The sequence below is a fragment of the Arthrobacter sp. K410C genome, from assembly GCF_059090105.1.
In genome coordinates this window covers 202,482-219,248 of sequence record NZ_JBNHFJ010000004.1, presented here as the reverse complement: position 1 = coordinate 219,248, position 16,767 = coordinate 202,482, and the positions used below count along the sequence as shown (strand labels likewise).

The following is a 16,767-nucleotide window of genomic DNA, read 5'->3' as shown; positions in this document are numbered from 1 at the left end:
AGCTGGCCAGTTGCTTGTGGATAATTACACGGGTGTGGTTCCCAAACGGGGGCTGTGAGCCACTTCATCCACAGGCTTTGGGGGGTAGTTAGGAACAGCCGGGGATAGCGCCCGGGGGCCGTCCCGGTTTGACGCAAGGGCTTGAATTGCCCTAACGTTGTGAAGTCCTTTGTGTCCGCTTTTTGGCCCCATCTGAATCTCCCAGACGCTCCGCGTTTGGGCAGCCGGGGGAAGCGTGCATATACAAAACTTAGCGTCGGCCAGTTCTTCCCCATACTGATCGGGTGGGCGCACCTTTGATCCACTGGAGTAACTAACGTGAGCAAGCGGACTTTTCAGCCGAATAACCGCCGTCGAGCCAAGAAGCACGGCTTCCGCCTTCGTATGCGTACCCGTGCCGGCCGTGCCATCCTGGCAGCCCGCCGTGGCAAGGGCCGCACCGAGCTGTCGGCCTAAATAACCTGACTTGTCGGTAGACATCCCTTTGCGAGTTTAAGGTGCTGGCCGCCCGCAACCGCCTGAGGACTGCTACCGATTTTTCAACAACTGTACGTTCCGGTGTCCGCAATGGGCGCCGGAACGTAGTGTTATATGCGGCAGCCATTGCTGCCGACGAACCCAGCCGGATCGGGTTCATCGTTTCCAAGAGTGTAGGGAACGCTGTGGTCAGGAACCTCGTTAAGCGGAGACTGAGGGAAGCGGGTGCCGCCTCGCTGCGCGAGCATGGCACCGGTTTCGCCATAGTGGTCCGGGCGCTTCCCGCGTCCGCCTCTGCCAGCTGGGATCAGCTGCTGAAGGACTACAACGCTGCACTGGAATCGACGCTGACCCGGCTGGCCGGCCGCCCCGCGAAGGCGGCCGCGAACGGTTCGGCTGGTACAACACAGGAGGGGACATCGCGTGCGTAACGCCACCGCCGTCGTCGCCCGTATCCGACCTGTAGCCGCCGCCGTCGGAATGTTCCTGTGGAACATTCCCCGGAACATCCTGATTGTGTTGCTCAAGGTATACCGCAAGGTGGTTTCACCCTTGTACGGGCAGGTCTGCCGTTTTTTCCCTTCATGCTCGGCCTATGCCCTTGAAGCGGTCACTGTCCATGGCGCCGTCAAGGGAAGCTGGCTCGCAGTCCGGCGCCTCGGCCGCTGCCATCCATGGAACGCCGGCGGTGTGGACCACGTCCCCGCCGGGAAGCGGGACTGGCCGGAGAGCCAGGCCCCCACAATTGTTGTGCTGAACAACCCGGACAAGTACCTGGCTGCTCGGACTGATGGAGAAGGCCGCAGTGCGGCCTGACGAATAGGGATAAGTATGGACTTCTTTGAAACAATCATGTTTCCGTTCAAGTGGCTTGTGTCCATCATCATGGTGGGCTTCCACGAGGGCCTGACTGCCATCGGCCTGCCCGAGGCATCGGGCTGGACGTGGACTCTTTCCATCATCGGGCTGGTGCTCGTGATCCGCGCCGCCCTGATTCCCGTGTTCGTGAAGCAGATCAAGGCGCAGCGCGGCATGCAGCTGCTGCAGCCCGACCTGAAAAAGCTCCAGGATAAGTACAAGGGCAAGACTGACCAGCTGTCCCGCCAGGCAATGGCGCAGGAACAAATGGCCATGTACAAGAAGCATGGCACCAACCCGTTCTCCGCGTGCCTGCCGATGCTGATCCAGATGCCGTTCTTCTTCGCGCTGTTCACTGTCCTGTCCGGCATTTCGACGGCGAGGGACCGGAACCAGGGCATCGGCGCGATGAGCTACGACCAGGTAGTGCAGTTCGATGACTCAACTATCTTCGGTGCCACACTTTCCGCGTCACTCCTGCACGGCGGTGAAGGCAACCTGACCGCGGTCTGGATCCTCTCCATCATCATGATTCTCGCCATGACTGCCTCGCAGTTCATCACGCAGAAACAGATCATGGCCAAGAACATGTCTGAAGAAGCCATGGCCAGCCCCTTCATGCGCCAGCAGAAGATGATGCTTTATATCCTGCCGATCGTCTTCGGAGTGGGTGGCATCAACTTCCCCATCGGTGTCCTGATCTACTGGACCACTACCAACCTGTGGACTATGGGCCAGCAGTTCTTTGTCATCCGCCGTATGCCGACGCCGGGATCCCCCGCCGCCAAGGCCCTCGCCGAGCGCCGTGCCGCCAAGGGCCTGCCGGCCCTGTCCATCCTCAGCGGCAAGAAGGAAGACGAGGCCGATGCCGCCGCGGCGGCAGCCATCGCCGAACCCAAGGGCCAGCGTGTCCAGCCACAGCGCAAGAACAGGAAGAAGAAGTAATGTCAGCCGAGAGCACCGAACACGCCCTTTCTGAAGACATGATCGAAGACCAGGACGAGTCCGTGAACGAAGAGACTGCCTCCCCGAAGGTGTCCGCTGTCAGCCGTCTCGATGAAGAGGGCGACGTCGCGGCGGACTACCTTGAGGAACTGCTGGACATAGCCGACATCGACGGTGATATCGACATCGAGGTCCGCAATGGCCGCACCTACATCTCGATTGTTGCCGAGGAAGAAACTGAAGGCCTTGAGAGCCTGGTGGGCGAAGACGGCGAGGTTCTTGAAGCACTCCAGGAGCTCACACGCCTTGCGGTGCTGTCCGCAACTGAGAACCGGTCGCGGCTGGTCCTTGATATCAACGGGTACCGCCAGGAGCGCACCGGCTACCTGCAGAAGATTGCTGAGGACGCCGCTGCTGCCGTAAAGGAAAGCGGCAAGCCGGTGGCATTGGAGCCGATGAGCGCCTATGAACGGAAGATCGTCCACGACGCCGTTGCAGATCTGGGGCTTGTCAGTGAGTCCGAGGGCGAAGGCAGCGGACGCCACATTGTTGTATCCGCAGACTAGAGAATTGCTGGCCCGCTGAACATGGTTGACATCACGGCAACTGAGCTTTTGGCCGCCGAAAAAATCTTCGGCGACCGCCTTGATCTGGCCAAGCGCTACGTTGAGCATCTTGCCACCTCGGGAACTGAACGTGGCCTTATCGGGCCGCGGGAAATCCCCCGGCTGTGGAGCAGGCATGTTCTCAACTGCGCCGTCATCGAGAGTGAGATTCCGCAGGGCAGCCAGGTGGCCGATGTCGGCAGCGGGGCCGGCCTGCCCGGTCTCTGCCTCGCCATCGCCCGGCCCGACCTGGAACTGACCCTCATCGAGCCCCTGGAACGCAGGGTCCTCTGGCTGCAGGAGGTGGTGGACGATCTCGCGCTGGACAATGTCACCGTGATGCGAACGCGTGCAGAACTGGCTGTTGGGCATGTTGACGCCGACGTGGTGACGGCAAGGGCAGTCTCCGCACTGAGCAACCTCGCCGGGCTGACCATTCCCCTCTTGAACGGCAAGGGCGAAGTTGTTGCCATCAAGGGACGGAGTGCCGGCGAAGAGATCGAAAAAGCCGCCAAGGTGATCCGGAAACTGGGCGGCGTTGAAACGTCAGTCCTGACCGTGGGTGACAACCTGCTTGAGGAACCCACCACGGTAGTGCGCATCGTTGTAAACAAGTCCCAAAAGAAGTCCTAGTCCTGGCCCGGTAGCCGTAGTCTGCCGGGTCGAGCAGTTAGGCTAGTCAACGGCAGCAAAAATGGCTGAACGAGAGTGAGTGTGCCCCAGTGACCAGTAGTGAAGCCTCCGCACAACGGATACCGCCGTTTGTGTCATTGGGGTCAGCTCGTTCCGTCACTGGGCCGGGCCTTGCCCCAGGCCGAGGCGGTAATCATCCCCAACCGGTAGCGAATTCGGGCTCGGCCTCCCTGGTTTCACGTGAAACAACCCCCGCCGGTAGATCGAACATCATTGATGCAATTGATGATTCCAGCCCCATCGCGCGCGAACTCGCGCACGAAACCAAGCGCCGGGAGCGCCTCATGGGTCGTAAGCTTCCCCGGCCGGAGAAGACCCGGATCTTTACTGTTTCCAACCAGAAGGGTGGGGTGGGAAAGACCACCACCACCGTGAACATTGCGGCCGCACTGGCAGCAGCCGGACTGAACGTCCTGGTGATCGATATCGACCCGCAGGGCAACGCATCCACGGCCTTGGGCATTGAGCACCACGCGGATGTCGACAGCATTTACGACGTCCTCATCAACGACGTGCCGATGGCAGATGTGGTGGCCCAGTGCCCCGACATTGAAAAGCTCATTTGCGCGCCGGCCACCATTCACCTTGCAGGCGCAGAGATCGAACTGGTGTCGCTGGTGGCGCGCGAGCAGCGGTTGCGCCGGGCCATTGATGTTTATGCCAAGACGCGTGAAAAGAACGGTGAGGAGCGGCTCGACTACATCTTCATCGATTGTCCGCCAAGCCTTGGCCTTCTTACGGTTAACGCGTTCTGTGCTGCCAACGAGGTCCTCATCCCGATTCAGTGTGAGTACTATGCGCTCGAGGGACTCAGCCAGCTCCTGAAGAACATTGAGATGATCCAGAAGCACCTCAATGACGAACTGGAAGTTTCCACCATTCTGCTCACCATGTATGACGGCCGCACCAACCTTGCTGCCCAGGTTGCTGCCGAAGTCCGCACGCATTTTCCGCAACAGGTGCTGTCCGCTGTAGTACCCCGCTCGGTTCGCATTTCGGAGGCGCCGAGCTACCAGCAGACTGTCATGACGTATGACCCATCCTCCAGTGGCGCTCTGTCTTACCTGGAAGCCGCTGCTGAAATAGCAGAACGCTAGAAATCTTCAAACTGCAACGACCGGAACCGGCATTGCCTGGTTCTACCACTGGAGGGATTTATCCATGAGCGAGAAGCGACGGGGCCTAGGCCGCGGTCTTGGCGCGCTGATTCCAAGTTCCGCCGCATCCAACGGGCAGGGCAACGGTGCAGCAGTATCCCGCCCGGTTGACCTCTTCTTTCCCGAAGGACGGAAGAAAACTGATTCGCCGGATGATGCTGCGGGTTCTGCGCAGTCCGTTGCAGACAAGCTGATTGCCTCCCCTGCCCCCAGGTCCACGTCGAAGCCTTCGAAGAAGCAGGATGCCGATTCGCGGGATGCAGACACTTCTTCCTCCGCTTCCGATTCTGCCGGGACCAGGAAGCAGGCCGGTTCCGCCGCTGCTGCTGCTGCATCCAAGAGTACGGGGCCCAAGGGTTCGCCTGCCAAGGCAGATGACCAGGAACCGGTCCAAGCCGAAGCCCGCGACGACGCATCGCCGGAGGAGTCGGCAGCTGAGCCGGTAGCTTCCCCTGCGGTGATCGACGACGGTGTAGAGCTCGTTGAGGTCCCGGGCGTCCGGTTTGCTGAAATACCGGTCACGGATATCCATCCGAACCGGAAACAGCCGCGAAACGTTTTCGATGAGGACGACATGGCGGAACTGGTCCACTCTGTACGTGAGATCGGAGTCCTGCAGCCAATTGTTGTCCGAAAATCAACGGAATCCGGTAGCGAGCCCTTCGAACTCGTCATGGGTGAACGCCGGTGGCGGGCAGTCCAAGCGGCCGGGCTGGACACCATTCCCGCCATCGTGCGGGATACCACTGACGATGACCTCCTTCGCGATGCTTTGCTCGAGAACCTCCACCGGAGCCAGCTCAACCCCTTGGAAGAGGCGGCGGCCTACCAGCAGCTTCTTGAGGATTTCGGCACGACACACGAGCAGCTGGCAGATCGGATCGGGCGTTCACGCCCGCAGGTGTCCAACACGCTGCGCTTGCTGAAGCTTCCTCCCCTGGTCCAGCGCCGCGTTGCCGCCGGAGTCCTTTCTGCGGGGCATGCCCGTGCCCTGCTTTCCCTTCCGGATGCTGCGGCGATGGAACGGCTGGCCCAGAAGATTGTTGCCGAAGGTATGTCCGTGCGCGCCACGGAAGAGGCTGTCACGCTGTACCAGGATCCCGCCAAGCCCGTGAAGAACAATATTCCCCGTCCTGGTGCACGTCATGAGCGGCTCGACTACCTCGCGTCCTCCCTGTCTGACCGTCTGGATACTAACGTGAAAATCTCCCTGGGTGTCCGAAAGGGGAAGGTCAGCATCGAGTTTGCGAGCGTTGAGGACCTGAACCGCATCATGGATGTTTTGGCTCCTGGTTCGACGAATTAGTCCGCGCTCTGAAGGGCCCGATTCACTACGAATTGGGCCTTTTTGCGTCTTCTAGGGCGCGTTGAACCGCCCGGCGCATGTCCGGCTTCCGCCAAAATCTGCGCCGCGAACCAAACTGGATTTTGGACCGCCCATCGCCTGTTCTGTTGGCCCTCATATTTTTACTCTCTTCTCGCGGTTGGAAGGGCGGCTTGGGTTTTGACGCGCCTGTCCCCTAACCATGTGCAGCTCGGGCTTCAACGGTTTTTTAGAGCTTTAGACGGTGTCCCCTTCGTCCCTGGGAACGAACTGTTTCACGTGAAACACCCCGTCTATCACTGCAAGACGGGACAGAAAGGAAGGCCAAAGCAGCGCCCTCATCCACGGTGGCATTGGTCGTTCCGCAGTACACAGGAGATTCAGCTGTCTGCCAGCGGCGGCGAGTGAATGAACACCAGCGATTCTAGGGCAGTTCGAGCGGGACTTGATGAATCTGTGAGCATATGGGGATGGAATTGGCTAGCGCTAGGAAGCCCTCCCCAGCAGCCCTAATTGTTGGACAATCGCCGCTCGGCTACAAGAAACTCAATTAGTCATTTACATAACCGTCCCGCGTGCTGCAGTGAAGGAAGGCGCGGCGAGAGTTCATTGAAGAATTCAATCTGCGATCCCGGTTCTCCCTTCAGCCGGACAGTTGTTGGTCTAGGGACACGTACGTATGTAGACACTCGCCGTGAAGCGTTGCCGATCATCGAGCGGTCCGTGCACTTTCCTTGCCGTCACTTTGTAACCTGCGAGTATGAACAATGTGGCAATTCGGATCGTGGTGCGTGTTTCACGTGAAACGGCGGCTGGCTAGTCCGGGAGAATCGACCCTTCAGTGAACGTTTACGCCAAGGCAGGTTCCTCCCTGGGGTGATCAAGAGTGGGCCCGAAGTCCGGGACCAAACCGGCGAGCAATGTGAGAACAAGAATGTGCGCCGCACCAAGTTGCGGGATGTACGAACTCTTACTACCAGATATCTCCTCCTAGTAGGAAGGCCGTTTGCCGCTCTCTTGCACATGCTCCTCAATACGACTGCCGCTAAGCATCACTACAGGCACAAGCCCCTTACACGGGTGTGCGCCGAATTAGCAGACCGGTGCCGGAGCTGCCGCTGACACTGGTGTGGCAAAGTTTCACGTGAAACAGGTGGCTGGCTCGGCCAGGACCAGAACATGACAGCAGTCATGCAATATGAACCTAGAACAGCAGCACTCCTGTCCTGCGGGGCATACTCGGAGGGCAGGGACCTGCCACGCCCAGCGACGCATGTACAGACTCCTACTGACCCGTCCAATCTCGATTGTCACCATATAGACAGACTTATCACGTTCCGGTGCGCGCGGAGCTGAAGCCCCAAACTCCTATTCGAGCTGCCCGCAGCTTCACGAACTTCTATTCGAGCTGCCCGCGGCGTCACGCCGTAGCACTGCGGCCCGAGGATCCACCAGAGGAGCCCGGCTCGCTGAACCACCAGGGGCTGGCACATCCATTTGGACTCCGTAATGGGGTTCAGTCGAAGACTGCTGCCCCCCGCCGCGCTGCGTTGCTCGCCGTGCCGCCTGAAGCCACGACATCGGTGCAGCATTGATGTCTTCCACGCCCGCAGACCATGGGAACGAACTACACGTGGGTCGGCCTGTCAGGAACATAATGATGGGCACCGTGTAGGCCTTGGTGTCATCCTTGCAAGCAGGATGAATCGTGGCCCACCATGCCGGGGGCCCCCTACGACGTGCTGAGTGCTGTACGTTGGTGCCAAAAATGACCGCCTGCCTGGCTCTCAGAGGGACTCCCCACTCTCGTGAAACATGTGACGGCACGTGTCCCGTGGTCGCTCGCCTAGGCCCAGTGATGACCCTTAGTGAGCCAGCCGTCCCTTGCGCCGGCCGTACGCAGGTCGAGAAAGATAAATTTTGTCGGTGGATATCGCTGTGGATAACTCGGTGGATAACTCGCCCCCTTCTCTGTTCCTTTCCGGAGGGAAACGCCGTCGTGCCGATAGGCATGTGCCGGTCACCCCCAGTCGACTTGTTCCTTCGACCGTTTCACCGTTACCAAGTGTTTCACGTGAAACACTGTCGGCCGTCTGGAAGGGGCACTAGAACCCGCATTAAACGCGCCGCCCCAGCGCTCTCGGTTGATTTCTCGGCTATTTAGAGCGGCTGCTCGGGCACCGAAGGGCGCGCGCATGGAGCAATAACTACTCTTGCTCGAGCTGAGGGCGAGTCCAGCACGGGGAGCGCCACAAGTACGACTGCTACTGCGGCTCCCCAGACGCCCACACCTCATCCCCTGGGTCTGTGGATAACAGTGTGCATAACATCACTAGGGTTCTGTGGATAAGTTGTGGACCGTAGGGAGAGCTGATGTGTAAGAACCGCACAAGAGCAGGCTCTGCACCTTACGCGGTGCACCTCAGGACTACGTTACGAGCGCCGCAGTGGCATCCTGCAGTAACTCGGTCAGCCCTAAGATACTGATCTTTCACACGCCGAAGCTGCAATTGATGAGCAGGCGACATCCCACTGTACCCATGCTCCCACCGGGACAAAGGCACTGGTGGGTTGGACCGGAATCACCAATGCTTTAGAGGGTCGTGCCCGAAGGATGAATCCCTGCTTTCCTTTGTGCATGCTGGTAAGCGCAGACCGGACCATCACAGCGCTTGTGAGCATAGTCTTGGTGAACCCCATGTTCCCGCGGCACACGCCAACTGTTCCTGCAAAGGCAAGCAGAGGCAGAGGCGATGGCTTACGCGGCCGCCGTTGATTGCATCGCCTGGTGCCCTGAATGGGTAACCTCACCGGCAGCCAGAGGCTGCGACTGCAAGCGCTTGGATGAAGAATACAATAGGTTCCCTGGTAATCGGGCCCGGCGGATAGGTCCGGGCCAGGTTCCGAGGCCTGTTTCAGGAAGTGCGTGTGACTTCCTGGTGCTGGCATCCTCGTGCTCCTGCCTCCAATTGCAGTGTGCATTGGATTAGCAATACTGAATGCCTTGCCCGGCTAACCTCACAGCATCGGGAATGCGGCCTGTTTCACGTGAAACAGAACGCGCGCCTTCCAAGATGCACTACCGACCACTGCTGCATGACACGGTGTCGCCGACGGTAGGATCCAGCCGCCAAACGATGGGTGGACATGCTGTCAGGCCTGCCATGGAAGGTGAGCGGCCCCTTTGCATGATCCTGCCAGGAGCGACCGTAGCGGAACGGTGCCAGCTAGTTGCATATAGAGGCACGCCAGTAGGCTGATGTCCCAAGCAGCCCACGCGTTCTCAGTCCATGCAGTTCTCCACTTTTAGGCTGCTTGCCAGACGATACGTTTTCGTCCAGGCAGCAAACTCTATGTTTCGGTGCAGACCTCATTTCGCAACTGACGCCCTTTGCCTCCCGAGCCGCCGAGTGTTCATGCTTACCAGTGAGAGAGTACATAGGGCTAATGGACTGACTTGATAAGTATTTGGGGCCATTGCCATTGTCGTGCGTGTATCCACATGAACCTCCTGGGCGGAATGCGATCCTGCAGCCTTTGTTGAGGTGGAACGCAGAGCGCCGACTGGCAGTGCTGAGCCGAAAGTATCCGGCACACGGAATTGTCGCCGAGGGCCGAACTGGCTCCTTCTGCATCTGCTCTCCGACGCGGCGCCGTCGGGCTGGCTTGGCCCTTAAAAGCAGCTCGGCCGCATCTCCGTCCGCTCCGCAGCGGCGCATCCCAGGCCGCGTTGCGTCTTTTGACCAGGAGCAGCGGGTCGCTAGCCATCGTTCCAGCACGCTGGTCTTCGGGTCCCGCTAACAACAATCTATTTTTGTATTCAGAACGCGCAATAAATGGCGGGATAACGCGCAGTGACTCGCCCGTAAGATTGCCGCCCGGGTGGAAGTGAAAGGCATTGGCGGGGGTGTACGCGATTTTAAGACCTAGAGATTTCTGTTTCACGTGAAACGTCGGAGACCGATGCTTGCGTGCTCTTGCGTCACCAGTCCCTGTCGAAAGTCGCACACGGTCTTGCACCGGAGGGCCACCAGGACCGACCTTGGAACGGTGCGCCGTGTTTGCTGTTCAACTTGGGTTCTACATCTGCAGATCCGGGATTGTGCTTGCCGGGCCGGCGAAGTAGCAGGGCGAGGAAAATCATTCCGCGGCCGAGACCAAGTCGCGCCGGCAGTACGACTGAGGCCGTCAGGATGACTGCGTTTCACGTGAAACAAGGCTCCTGTCAAACAGGAGCGACAAGCGTCGAGCGGTCGCATGAACCAAGGTTGGTTGAGGCAGCCAGGACTCCCGGAGACTCCTTCTATGGGCGACCGTCGGTGTCCATCGAAATGTGAAACCCATGAATTGGACGTTTCACGTGAAACGCCCACCAAGGTGCTGCTGGCTACCGGTGTCTGCGAGCACCTATACAGCCAAATCGAGGACCGCAAAAAAGTGGCCATTACCCGGAGGCGATGACCACTTCTATGCTTCGCGGCGGAAGAGCGAACTAGGACAGGACGTCCGAGAATTCCTTCTCAAAGAACTGCTTCGGCTTTGCACCGATGACCGTGCTCTTCACTTCTCCGCCTTGGAACAGGTAGACGGCGGGAATCGAGGTAATGCCGTATTCCGCAGCAATGGAGGGGTTGTCGTCGACGTTCACCTTTACGACATCAACCTTCTCGCTGTATTCCACGGAGATTTCGTCGAGGATCGGACCGAGCTTACGGCAGGGGCCGCACCATTCAGCCCAGAAATCGACAATTACCGGCTTTTCAGAGGACAGGACGTCCGTTCCAAAACTTGCGTCGGTTACGTCTTTTGCGTTGCTCATTGCGTTCTCTTTCTCCTCGGTTCGTATTTGCAGACTTATGCAGGCAGGTTGGCCAGGTAGTGTTCCACGTCGATGGCCGCCACACATCCCGAGCCGGAAGCCGTAATGGCCTGGCGGTAGGTGGGGTCGATGACGTCTCCGGCAGCAAAAACGCCGGGAATGCTGGTTTTGGAGCTCCGGCCCTGTACGGCGATGGTTCCTTCGGGCGTCAGGTCGAGGACGTCCTTGATCAGATCAGTTCGGGGATCGTTGCCAATGGCGACGAACACCCCGGTGACAGCAAGATGCGATTCCGTACCATCAAGGGCGTTCTTCAACTTGAGGCCGGTGACTTTGTCTTCACCGAGCACATCTTCCACGGTGCTGTTCCAGATAAAATTGATCTTCTCGTGGGCCAGCGCGCGGTCTGCCATGATCTTGGATGCCTTAAGTGAGTCACGGCGGTGCACTACCGTGACTGATTTGGCGAACTTGGTGAGGAACAGGGCCTCCTCCATCGCGGAGTCACCCCCACCAATCACGGCAATATCTTGATCTTTGAAAAAGAAACCATCGCAGGTTGCACACCAGCTCACGCCATGGCCGGAAAGCCGCTTCTCGTTGGGCAGCCCCAACTCGCGGTAGGCGGACCCGGTGGAAAGGATGACTGCCTTCGCCTGAAAGGTCTCCCCCGTTGCAATGGTCACCGTCTTAACTGGGCCTTGAAGATCGAGCGCTGTTACATCCTCAAACTGGATTTCAGTGCCGAAACGTGCGGCCTGCTTCTCGAAGTTCTCCATGAGGTCCGGACCCATGATGCCGTCGGGGAAACCCGGGTAGTTCTCGACGTCGGTGGTGTTCATCAGTTCACCGCCCGCGGTCACGGATCCTGCCAGCAGCAGCGGCTTCAGGTTGGCGCGGGCCGTGTAGACGGCGGCTGTGTAGCCAGCCGGTCCGGAGCCGACAATGATGACATCACGCACTTCGGACGCGGTGTTTTCTGCGATGGTCACTGAACGGTGAACCTCTTCCTTACTTGACGCGCCTCGGTGGAGGCCGGCCACATGGCACAACTGCTACTGGATGCTGAATATTCCGGCGCTGGAAATGGGATGACAGCCGGCGAACGGCAAAGTACAGCCCCTCCAGGCGTTCTTTCCAGATTACCGTCCCCCCAGAGCGCGGGACGACAGGATGCCACGCCGCCGGGCCCAAGATGACGCGATGCGACACCTCGGCCGGGCACCACCGGCAGTGTGGACAAAAGGAACGGCCCTCCCCCGAAGGAAAGGGCCGTTACCTGAAGACTACCGGACGCTCATGGAGCCGCTACTGGATCTTGATCTCCGCCAGGCGGATACCGTACCCATAACGGGTCTTTGGCGCCGCCAGCTTGGGAACGGAGTTAATCGACACGATGACGTACTGTGCCTGGGCAGGTTCTGCCAGCGGCATGTTGAGGTCAGTCGACGTGAAGCTGCTGGTTCCTACAGCCTTTGCCCCGTCCAGGGATGGGCGGTCATTGGTGTAGACGGTGATGTTTCCGCCGGAGCCACCCAGCTGGGACAGGGTGATGGAGGATACGGTAGCGGGCTTCTCGAGTTTGACCACGAGCGGCACACCCTGGGGTGCAAGGCCGCCCCAGTTTTCGGTGGCGAATTCCATGTCTGACCAGTAGCTGGCGGCATTCCCGTCGTAAGCCTTCATCAGGTCGCCGTCGAAGGTCGCGGCAAAGTCGAAATTGCCCTGGCGCGAAACACTTTCGATTGCGGGCGGTTCGGCAGGTGGAGCAGAGTTGGGTGCCTGGGTTGCCGCGGCTGATGCTTCAGGAGCACTGGTGGTGGCCACGGGTGCGGGGTTGTTTGCCTGCGGCTGGGAGAAGAGGCTGCCCAGGCCGGTCAGCGCCCAAACGAGGCCGGCAATGAGGACTACGGCAAGCAGCCCGCCCACAAGCCAACGCATGGATCGGGGTTCCCGGTCGGGCTCGTCCCGGTCACCGTCGTAATCCCCCGGGTCCGCGAAGGAGACGCCTGCAGCCGCAGGCGCTGCAGCGCGGGCGAACATGGCCGGCTTTTTGTTGACCGGCTGGGGTTCATCTTCCGGCTCTGAGTCATCGTGGTATTGCCCCTGCTGGTCCGCCTGGGCGTAATCGTCGTCGGACCAGAGCGACACCTTGGGCTTGCCGGTACCGGCATCCGTGGCATCCTTGCCCGGGCCTGTGGTGGGAGTTGGAGCCGAACCGCTGGATGCTGCCTGCACCGGCTGGGCGGCGGTGGCATCCGGATCCGCGTGGCCCGCTGCTGCTTTGCCGGCAGCGGACCCTGCGACCGCAGCTGCCCCGCCCGCAGCAGCCCCGCCCATAACCGAAGCTCCGCTTCGGCCGCTTCCGGGTGCAGCGGCGGGACGTGCGGGAGGCTTGGGCGGCACAACAGGTGCGGTCCGGTAGGGGTCCACCTGGCTCTGGTGCCTGTCGCCGTAGTTGATGTACCCGGCGTCGACGTGGTCTTCCTCGTCATAGGGCTCAGGCTCGCGCGAGCGGGGCTGGCCGAAGATCTCGCTGCCCAGCGTGTCCGTGAAGAAGGGCTCCACGTAGGGCGGGTTCGAGGCGACAACGAGGTCCAGCAGGTCCGCCGCTGATGTGTGGTTGGTAATAAGGTATGTGGCGGCATCACTCACGCCGAGGTCCAGCACCTGGACGGTGCCCGGCCGTTCACCCGTTGCCACCTCGCGGGCGCTCTGCGCAACCTGCTCCGTGTTCTGCGGACCGGCAACCAGGATGCTGACCGGCCGGTTCAGGACCTGGTCCACACCGTCCAGCACCAGATCGTGGTCGTGGGAGGCCAATACAGTGGCTGTGACCTTGTAGCGGCCGCCCAGTACTGATCCGACATCGATCGGGTTGGACACGTGTTCCTCCTAGACTGTCCGGGGTCGCCGGCATAGATGATGCAACCCCCGTTCAGGGACCGCCGAGTGGCTTGCCCCCGAATGCAACTCCCCCTGTACCTTTCCGATCCTAGCGGATTGCGTCCGACACGCCGTGGACAACGGCCTTCGGGAGCGGCCGGAAACTCACTTTTTACGCCGCCGCCGCTGCTTGAAGTAGGGGTTCTCGCCGGCCTTCCCCTGGAAGGTGCGGCGCCCGGGCAGCGGGATCTGCTCGCGGAGCAGCCCTCCCCGTGCGGTGCCGGGCTGGTCCTCGCCGGGTAGGTACCCGTCGTCGGACTTATCCTGGCCGCCGCCGTAACGGCCGCCGTCGTAAGATCCCGCGTCGCCGGTCGTCCGCTCCGGCTTCGGTCCTGCCCGGAAGGAGACCGCATCAAATTCGCCCGAAATCCTCGGGATTAGGCCGGTGTCCACGGACGTGGTGGCGCGCTCGGGGCGGTGCACGGCTGCCTCGGCGGACGCGCCTTCCACGGACGGGGTCCCCTCCGGAGCGGACGACGGCGGGGCCCCGCCTTCCGCGGCAGGTGCAGCGGGGGTGCCGCGGCCCAGACGGCCCAGCAGCGGGCGGAGCAGGTCGCGCAGCTCCGCAACCCGGAACAGCTTGAGCAGGAAGAAGTAGGCCACCAGCATGACGGGGCCCACCACCACCACCGTGATCAGTGCGGTCAGGCGGTTTTGCCAGGCGAAGCCATCGGGACTGTAGCTGCCCATGAGCCAGAGTGCCCCGGCGCCGGCGATCGCCGAGCCCAGCGCCGCGTAACCCATCCGGATGTACGAATTGGCAATCCGTGGCCCGTCCAAATGGCCCAAAAGCCGGCGCAGGAAGTAGGCGCTGATGACCACGGAGAGGATGTTTCCCACCATATAAAGGATGGCGATGGCATAGATGATCTGGTTCACCGGCAGGAACTGGATGGCGAACGCGCCCGCCACATAGACCACCGCCAGCAGCAGCTGGATGTAGAACGGGGTCCGGGCGTCCTCGTTGGCGTAAAACACGCGCGACATCATGAAGTTGGCGCTCATGAACGGCGTGCTGAGGGCAAGGATAGTGAGCGTCTGGGCCAGCATCACGCCGTCTTGCCGGGAGCCGCCGGAGAAGAACATGCCCAGCGGGCCGGCCAGTGCGAACAGTGCCAGGGCCCCGAAGACGGTGGCCACGGCCATGGTCCGCAGTCCGTGCGAGAGGGCGTCGCGCAGCTCGTCCCGGTTGCCGTCCTGCGATGCCCGGGTCATCCGGTTGAACAGCACGGTGGCGAGGGACAAGGCGATGATGGAGTGCGGCAGCAGGTATAGCTGGCTGGCCACCTCGAGGACGGCGTTGCCGGGCAGCAGTTCCGCGGCGGCGTCGCCGGCCTGCTGCAGCCGGAGCCGCTCCGCGCCCGGGATGGTGGCGATGCGCATGACGTACAGGAAAGCGAGCTGTCCGACGGCGGCCGTCAGCAGCGTCCAAACGCTCAGCTTGGCTGCCTGGCCCAGTCCCACGCCGCGCCAGCCGAATCGCGGCCGCAGGCCCAGCCGCAGCCGGAAGACGGGAATCAGCAGGATGGCGGTCTGGGAGACGACGCCGATGGTTGAGAAGCCCGCCACGAAGAAGGTCTGCGTGTCCCCCCAGTTGGCCAGGGTGTGGGGACTGAACTCATTGGTGCCGAAGATCCAGATAAACATCCCCAGGCCGGCGATGGCCACGATGTTGTTGAGGATGGGCGCCCACATGGCCGGCCCGAACGCGCCATTGGCGTTGAGGACCTGGGTGAGGAGGGCATAGAGGCCATAGAAGAAAATCTGCGGCAGGCACCAGAAAGCGAAGGTGACCGCCAGTGCCTTTTGCTGCGGTGAATAGCCCTGGGTGGTCAGGTCGATGACCCACGGGGCGGCCAGCGTGACCATTGCCGTCAGGCCCAGCAGTAGCAGGACAGCCAGCGTGAGCAGCCGGCTGATGTAGTCGGCTCCCCTGTCCGGCGCTTTGCTGGCCTTGATGATCTGCGGTACCAGGACGGCGTTGAACACGCCGCCGGCGACCAACAGGAAGATCAGGTTGGGCAGGTTGTTGGCATTGATGAACGTGTCATTGACTGTTGAGCCAAGCCCCAGGGCCGTACCGAGCATCCAGGTCTTGCCGAATCCCAGGAAACGCGAAACCAATGTCCCGGCCGCCATGATGGCGCTGGAGCGGGTTTCGCTGGCACCCGCCGCAACCTGCGGGGTATCCGGCCCGGCAAGGTCCGGCCCGCCCGCTTCCGGGGGCACGCCTTCGGGAACCGCATCGCCCGGGCGGCCGCCGTTATCGGAAGGAGAGTTGGTAGCTGACATCGAGTTCATCGTCTCACCCGCGGGGGCTTATTGCCGCAACGCCCGGACGCCAGCGCGGCAGGCACATTGCCTGACGGCGACGCGGCCCTCCTAAAGGTGTCCGGGCAGGACCTCACGGGCGAGATCGGCGATGCGCCGCTCGTTGGGAAAGGAGAGTTTCCGGGCCAGTTCCTGGATAGGCACCCATGCCACGTCCACGGCTTCCTGGTCGGGATCGTTTTCGATGGTGAGTTCGCCGCCCGTGGCGCGCAGGAGGTAGTGGTGCACGGTCTTGTGGACGCGGTGGCCGCTGACGGTGAACCAGTAGTCGATGCTTCCCAGGGGGGCCAGGATGCTGCCCTCAATGCCGGTCTCTTCGGCGATCTCCCGGACCGCCGCCTCTTCATTGTTTTCCTTGCCCTCCGGGTGGCCCTTGGGCAGGCACCACTCGAGGCGTCCGCCCCTGTTAAGGCGGGCGATGATCGCAACCCTCAACTCGGCGTCGGACGTATCCACCACCACACCGCCGGCCGAAACTTCCTCCACCGTGGGCAGCGAGGCCGGGGCCGAATGCTGGGCAGGGGCAACGTGCGCACCGATCGCCGACGGCAACGGTGCGTTTGTCCTCCTGCCTGGAGCGCTCGGTACTGGATGGGCCATGGAGTCCACTCT

At 61.2% G+C, this 16,767-nt stretch carries 13 protein-coding genes; 8 read left to right on the top strand and 5 right to left on the bottom strand.

The features are described 5' to 3' along the window. The first annotated feature begins 318 nt into the window (after window positions 1-318). The 8 genes from rpmH to AC5RU7_RS09210 all read left to right on the top strand — a co-directional run bounded on the left by rpmH (window position 319) and on the right by AC5RU7_RS09210 (window position 6,041). The gene (gene rpmH / locus AC5RU7_RS09245) at window positions 319-456 is read left to right on the top strand and encodes a 50S ribosomal protein L34 (protein ID WP_003800212.1); all 138 of its coding nucleotides are present in this window, start codon (window positions 319-321) and stop codon (window positions 454-456) included. A gap of 41 nt (window positions 457-497) precedes the next feature. Continuing rightward, window positions 498-908: a ribonuclease P protein component gene (gene rnpA / locus AC5RU7_RS09240; RefSeq protein ID WP_494011400.1), complete on the top strand. Its 411-nt coding sequence runs from the start codon at window positions 498-500 to the stop codon at window positions 906-908. After that, complete coding sequence (yidD, locus tag AC5RU7_RS09235) at window positions 901-1,293, top strand: membrane protein insertion efficiency factor YidD (RefSeq protein WP_494011401.1); 393 nt, start codon at window positions 901-903, stop codon at window positions 1,291-1,293. The genes rnpA and yidD overlap by 8 nt, the downstream gene beginning before the upstream one ends. A gap of 15 nt (window positions 1,294-1,308) precedes the next feature. Next, entirely contained in the window at window positions 1,309-2,280 is a 972-nt protein-coding gene (gene yidC / locus AC5RU7_RS09230; protein ID WP_494011402.1) for a membrane protein insertase YidC, read from the top strand. After that, a complete protein-coding gene (locus AC5RU7_RS09225) occupies window positions 2,280-2,846 on the top strand; it encodes a Jag family protein (protein ID WP_494011403.1) in 567 nt (188 codons plus the stop codon). Before yidC ends, AC5RU7_RS09225 begins: the two co-directional genes overlap by 1 nt. Window positions 2,847-2,867: 21 nt before the next feature. Continuing rightward, complete coding sequence (gene rsmG, locus AC5RU7_RS09220; protein WP_494011404.1) at window positions 2,868-3,518, top strand: 16S rRNA (guanine(527)-N(7))-methyltransferase RsmG; 651 nt, start codon at window positions 2,868-2,870, stop codon at window positions 3,516-3,518. Between the two features lie 89 nt (window positions 3,519-3,607). Further along, window positions 3,608-4,675 (top strand): ParA family protein, encoded by a 1,068-nt coding sequence (locus tag AC5RU7_RS09215; RefSeq protein ID WP_494011405.1) that lies wholly within the window; start codon window positions 3,608-3,610, stop codon window positions 4,673-4,675. Window positions 4,676-4,739: 64 nt separating this feature from the next. Beyond that, window positions 4,740-6,041: a ParB/RepB/Spo0J family partition protein gene (locus AC5RU7_RS09210; RefSeq protein ID WP_494011406.1), complete on the top strand. Its 1,302-nt coding sequence runs from the start codon at window positions 4,740-4,742 to the stop codon at window positions 6,039-6,041. Window positions 6,042-10,551: 4,510 nt separating this feature from the next. On the opposite strand, the gene trxA is transcribed toward AC5RU7_RS09210, so the two are convergent. The 5 genes from trxA to AC5RU7_RS09185 form a co-directional block, all read right to left on the bottom strand. Further along, a complete protein-coding gene (gene trxA / locus AC5RU7_RS09205) occupies window positions 10,552-10,878 on the bottom strand; it encodes a thioredoxin (RefSeq protein ID WP_138137210.1) in 327 nt (108 codons plus the stop codon). A gap of 35 nt (window positions 10,879-10,913) precedes the next feature. Next, window positions 10,914-11,870, bottom strand: a complete 957-nt coding sequence (trxB, locus tag AC5RU7_RS09200; RefSeq protein ID WP_494051983.1) for a thioredoxin-disulfide reductase — start codon at window positions 11,868-11,870, stop codon at window positions 10,914-10,916. 316 nt (window positions 11,871-12,186) lie between these two features. Next, complete coding sequence (locus AC5RU7_RS09195) at window positions 12,187-13,764, bottom strand: ABC transporter substrate-binding protein (protein ID WP_494051982.1); 1,578 nt, start codon at window positions 13,762-13,764, stop codon at window positions 12,187-12,189. A gap of 165 nt (window positions 13,765-13,929) precedes the next feature. After that, window positions 13,930-16,116: a murein biosynthesis integral membrane protein MurJ gene (murJ, locus tag AC5RU7_RS09190; protein WP_494051981.1), complete on the bottom strand. Its 2,187-nt coding sequence runs from the start codon at window positions 16,114-16,116 to the stop codon at window positions 13,930-13,932. Window positions 16,117-16,206: 90 nt separating this feature from the next. After that, the gene (locus AC5RU7_RS09185) at window positions 16,207-16,707 is read right to left on the bottom strand and encodes an NUDIX hydrolase (protein ID WP_058269716.1); all 501 of its coding nucleotides are present in this window, start codon (window positions 16,705-16,707) and stop codon (window positions 16,207-16,209) included. Between the last annotated feature and the right edge of the window lie 60 nt (window positions 16,708-16,767).

What these genes read in the sequence shown, in the direction of transcription:
- yidC (WP_494011402.1), top strand. Translation starts at nt 1,309, where the DNA reads ATGGACTTCTTTGAAACAATCATGTTTCCGTTCAAGTGGCTTGTGTCC.
- murJ (WP_494051981.1), bottom strand. Translation starts at nt 16,116, where the DNA reads ATGTCAGCTACCAACTCTCCTTCCGATAACGGCGGCCGCCCGGGCGAT.
- trxA (WP_138137210.1), bottom strand. Translation starts at nt 10,878, where the DNA reads ATGAGCAACGCAAAAGACGTAACCGACGCAAGTTTTGGAACGGACGTC.
- AC5RU7_RS09210 (WP_494011406.1), top strand. Translation starts at nt 4,740, where the DNA reads ATGAGCGAGAAGCGACGGGGCCTAGGCCGCGGTCTTGGCGCGCTGATT.
- AC5RU7_RS09225 (WP_494011403.1), top strand. Translation starts at nt 2,280, where the DNA reads ATGTCAGCCGAGAGCACCGAACACGCCCTTTCTGAAGACATGATCGAA.
- rsmG (WP_494011404.1), top strand. Translation starts at nt 2,868, where the DNA reads ATGGTTGACATCACGGCAACTGAGCTTTTGGCCGCCGAAAAAATCTTC.